This is a genomic window from Ruegeria sp. Ofav3-42, from assembly GCF_022347725.1.
GTDB lineage: Bacteria > Pseudomonadota > Alphaproteobacteria > Rhodobacterales > Rhodobacteraceae > Ruegeria.
The window spans coordinates 1-4,029 of sequence record NZ_JAKRGB010000045.1 but is presented as its reverse complement, the minus strand read 5'-3'; the positions used below and the strand labels follow the sequence as shown (position 1 = coordinate 4,029).

3 protein-coding genes are annotated in these 4,029 nt (G+C 56.0%); all 3 read right to left on the bottom strand.

Annotated features, from left to right (window positions below; all coding sequences use genetic code 11):
• Nucleotides 1-282: 282 nt before the first annotated feature.
• The 3 genes from MHN28_RS24630 to MHN28_RS24620 are packed head-to-tail and all read right to left on the bottom strand — an operon-like array spanning nt 283 to nt 3,589.
• Nucleotides 283-972 (bottom strand): c-type cytochrome, encoded by a 690-nt coding sequence (locus MHN28_RS24630; RefSeq protein ID WP_239345675.1) that lies wholly within the window; start codon nt 970-972, stop codon nt 283-285.
• The gene (gene soxC, locus MHN28_RS24625; RefSeq protein WP_239345673.1) at nt 959-2,290 is read right to left on the bottom strand and encodes a sulfite dehydrogenase; all 1,332 of its coding nucleotides are present in this window, start codon (nt 2,288-2,290) and stop codon (nt 959-961) included. Before soxC ends, MHN28_RS24630 begins: the two co-directional genes overlap by 14 nt.
• A 36-nt stretch (nt 2,291-2,326) precedes the next feature.
• On the bottom strand, nt 2,327-3,589 hold the full coding sequence (locus MHN28_RS24620; RefSeq protein ID WP_239345671.1) for a cytochrome c: 1,263 nt from the start codon (nt 3,587-3,589) through the stop codon (nt 2,327-2,329).
• Nucleotides 3,590-4,029: the final 440 nt, after the last annotated feature.

The following is a 4,029-nucleotide window of genomic DNA, read 5'->3' as shown; positions in this document are numbered from 1 at the left end:
ACCGCGTGCGCGATGATCTGAGGTGGAAACCGGTGGCGCTTGTAACTGATCGACGATGACTTCATCGAAGTCACCTACGTCCAACTGCGTGCATGAGCAACCGAACGACAGTTAACGTGACAACACCCTCTTGTGTGCTCTCGGCCTGCCAGCAAATGCCCCGATAGCTCCATCTTAAAATCTAAGTATCATCGTCTCCAAAAGATTGATGACTCGGATGCGCCACCGGGGGCCCCACAAGTTCTCGCCGCCCAGACTGTGAACCTGACAACACCCCGGCGATTACTTTCGCACCATGCAATCCGTTGTGGGCACCGGCTTTCCGTAGTTCTCGCCGGATCCGATCGAAAGGCCCGCATCGCCGGGCGCTGCACAATTCGACATGCAGCGGGGAGCGAACACATCTGGACGGGCATCGCAAATGAAACCATCAACATTTGGCATCGTCACCTGCATCAGATCGTCACGATCCAGGGTCGCTCCTGCGGGCAGGATGTCGTTCAGCACAAGGATATACGCGGTAATGGCATAGACCTCGTTGTTGCTTAGGGAATGAGCCGTTGCGAAAGGCATGGCGCGGCGAACATAATCAAAGAAAGTCGTGGGATACGGCCAGTAGCTGCCCACAGTTTTTGCGGGCCATTCTTCAGTATCCGTTAAGGGCGGCGTCGAACCGACCAGGGTGGGAAATGCACCGCGATCCAGCAGAACTTTCACACCAACGCCTTTGTCACCATGGCAGGCCGAGCATTTGGCCGTGTATAGTTGACGCCCCTCTTCCGCGTTGCCCATCCCATCGGGAAGCCCAGTTCCATCGGGGAAAACGTTAAGCGACCAAACCGCCAGATCTGCCTCGGTAATGGTTTGGCCGAGACACAACGGGCGATCATTACAGTCGGCGGTCTGTGCAACGGCCAATCCCGGGGCCATCAGCGGCAGAATGGCACAGAAAATCAGGTTAACCCTGCGCATTATACACCTCGCCGTTGCTTTCGACCCGCCACGTCTGGATGCCGTTATTGTGGTACTCTGAGAATTTGCCGCGCGCTTCGACGATCTGCTGAACAAAGGGCTGAGTATAGCCGGTTTCGTCAGTGGCGCGGCTCATCAACAGCGTCTCGCTCCCGTCCCACCTCCAGGGCATGGTGAATTCGGTCAGGCATTTCGACATCACCGGCTCTGTCAACTGCGCTTCGGCCCAGTTACGGCCGCCATCGAGCGACACGTCCACATGCGTAATTCGCCCGCGTCCAGACCAGGCGATGCCCCGGATCTGGTAGAACCCTTTTTCTGGCAGGGACTGACCACCCGACGGGAAGGTGATGATCGATTTGGCCTCCATCACCAGCGAAGATATCCACGCCTTTCCGGACATTTGCAGATCGGTGTAACCGCCGGTTTCAAACGTCGCAAACAGGGGTTGATCGGTCACCTCAATCCGCTGCACCCATTTAATGTTCAGATTGCCTTCGCAACCCGGCACGAGCAACCGTACTGGATACCCCTGTTCGGGGCGCAGCATTTCGCCATTTTGGGCAAAGGCAAGGATGCAATCGTCCAGCGCCCGTGCCATCGGCAAGCTACGCGCCATTGCTCCGGAATCCGCGCCTTCGACGATCAGCCACGTGGCCCTTTCTGTATCGGCCCCTGCCTCGCGCAACAGGTCAGACAACCGCACGCCGGTCCATTCTGCGCAGCTGAGAAGGCCGTGAATGTCCTGCGCGGTCAAATATGGTGACGTTTCTTGCCCGCCATAGGTTGCTTTGCCCCAGATCAGATCGCTGTTGCCAGAACATTCAAGAAACCGGAACGTGGTGACAGTGGGAAAGCGGCGCAGATCCTCCATGCTGAGTTCAAGGTTGCGGTCGACAAGTCCATGAATGACCACTTTGTGGTTTGCTGGATCCATGTCTGCATAACCACCGTGGGATCGTTCATAGAATAACCCGTTGGGGGTGATGATCCCGCGTAGATCCTGCAACGGCGTCCCTGTCCAGGAGGACTCGTTCATTGGCGGCACATAGCCCTTCGGTGAGAATTGGCTTGGCGTCAGGCGACGAACCACTGTCTTTTCAAATGATGACGGGTGACCATAGGGGTTCGTGCCAACCGGATCGCCCAATTCAGTCGCCCACGGGCGTTGCAAAGGACCAGCCGCTGCGCCTTCGGCTCCAAGCCCGGCAACCAAAGTGGCGGCAGTGCCAGTGGCCACGCCAACGCAGCCCGTCAACACGCTACGCCGTGTGACGTTGGTATCGGTTTTTGCCCGCTTTTCTTGGTCATCACTCATGTCAAAATCCATTTCTCCGGACTCGTCTGTCGCCACCTATTTCAGTATCGCCTCTATGTCGGCCTCGGTAATCTTGGGCAGGTCGGGTGTTTCAGAAGCGAAGGTGTGACGCAGGAAATTTGCCAATTCCACGATCTGCGTCGGGGTCAGTCTGTCCTTGAAGGCAGGCATCGGGCTGGAATTGGGAACGGATCTGGGTTCAGGAAATCCGTAAACGATTGCATAGATCATGTTGCGGCCCCCGACCTGTGCAACCGTGGAATTGCCTGCCAGCGGCGGTGCCCCATCTTTCACTCCCTTGCCGCGCGGGCCGTGGCACATCGAACAATTGTTCAAAAACAGTGTTCGCCCTTCCGGATACGGTTCGTCAGTGTCGCCATCAGAGGCGGCCAGCACAACATTGCCATCTGCCGTTGGGGCTGATGGCAGATCCAATAGATAGGTGGCAATGGCGGCCCGGTCTTCGTCGGTCAGCAGCGACAGCGAATTCTTCACCACCAGATACATTTCCTTGAAGGCGGTCCCTTTGGGCCCCCTGCCCGTTTTGAAATATTCGGTCAGATATTCAGCATTCCATCCGCGCCGCTTCAGAGCCTCGGGCTGAATATCAGGCGCTTCATAACCTGCAAGCGGTGTGCCGGCCAGCGCCCGGTCATGTTCAGCGGCACCAAAGCTGTTATGTGGCGTATGACAGGCTCCGCAATGGCCGAGCCCCTCGACCAGGTAGGCACCGCGGTTCCAAACCTCATCCCGGGATCCATCGGGTTCGTATGGCCCCCGCCGCGCAAAGAGCACATTCCAGAAAAGCACAAGCTGTCGGATATTGAAGGGAAAGCTCAATTCGTTTTTTGGGACGCTTTGGTCAACCGGCGTCTGCGTCATCAGATACGCGAACATCGCATCGGAATCTGATCGTGTGACCAAGTGATATGATGGATAGGGCATCGCAGGGTAAAGCGGCCGAAAAGTCTTATAAGAACCATAAGCGAGGACCTGGTAGAACTCAGCCGAGGTCATGCCTTTGATGCCCTTTTCAGAGGGGGTGATGTTCGCGGAATATATTCCACCGAACGGGGTATCAAGTTTGAGCCCGCCTGCGAACGCCGCACCGTCCTCGGTGGTGTGGCAGGACGTGCAGTCGCCGGCAGCAGTCAAATATTTTCCCTTCGCGATGGTTTCAGCATCGGTCGCAATCGGGTGGTTTTCAACACTGGGTACGGCCCACAGCCAAAAGAATGGAATGATCAGTATTACCGCGCAGACGACAGCTTGGATCATAACTTTGAAGATGCGCGCCATAGTGGTTTCCCGACCAATCGGTTTAAATTCGAGGATACTAAGACAATGCTAAAGCATTACCACATCTGCACATATCTGTCTCGGGGGTGTTGTCACGCCACCCGTCGTTCGGCTGTTCATGTTTTGATTTGAACGTGTCTGCCTCCATGTCCTGGGTTGAAATTGATGTGAGCTTCGGGCACCCGGGAGTGCTTTTTTGGACCAGTCGTGGGCGGGTGTGGTTGGGTTTTCTCAGTTGAACGACGTCTAAGAACAGCAGCGTTCAACTGCAAAAAGTGGCAAAAAATAACCTTCCGCCGCAGGTCAAACGGAACGGTGTTGTCACGTTAACTGTCGTTCGGTTGCTCATGCACGCAGTTGGACGTAGGTGACTTCGATGAAGTCATCGTCGATCAGTTACAAGCGCCACCGGTTTCCACCTCAGATCATCGCGCACGCGG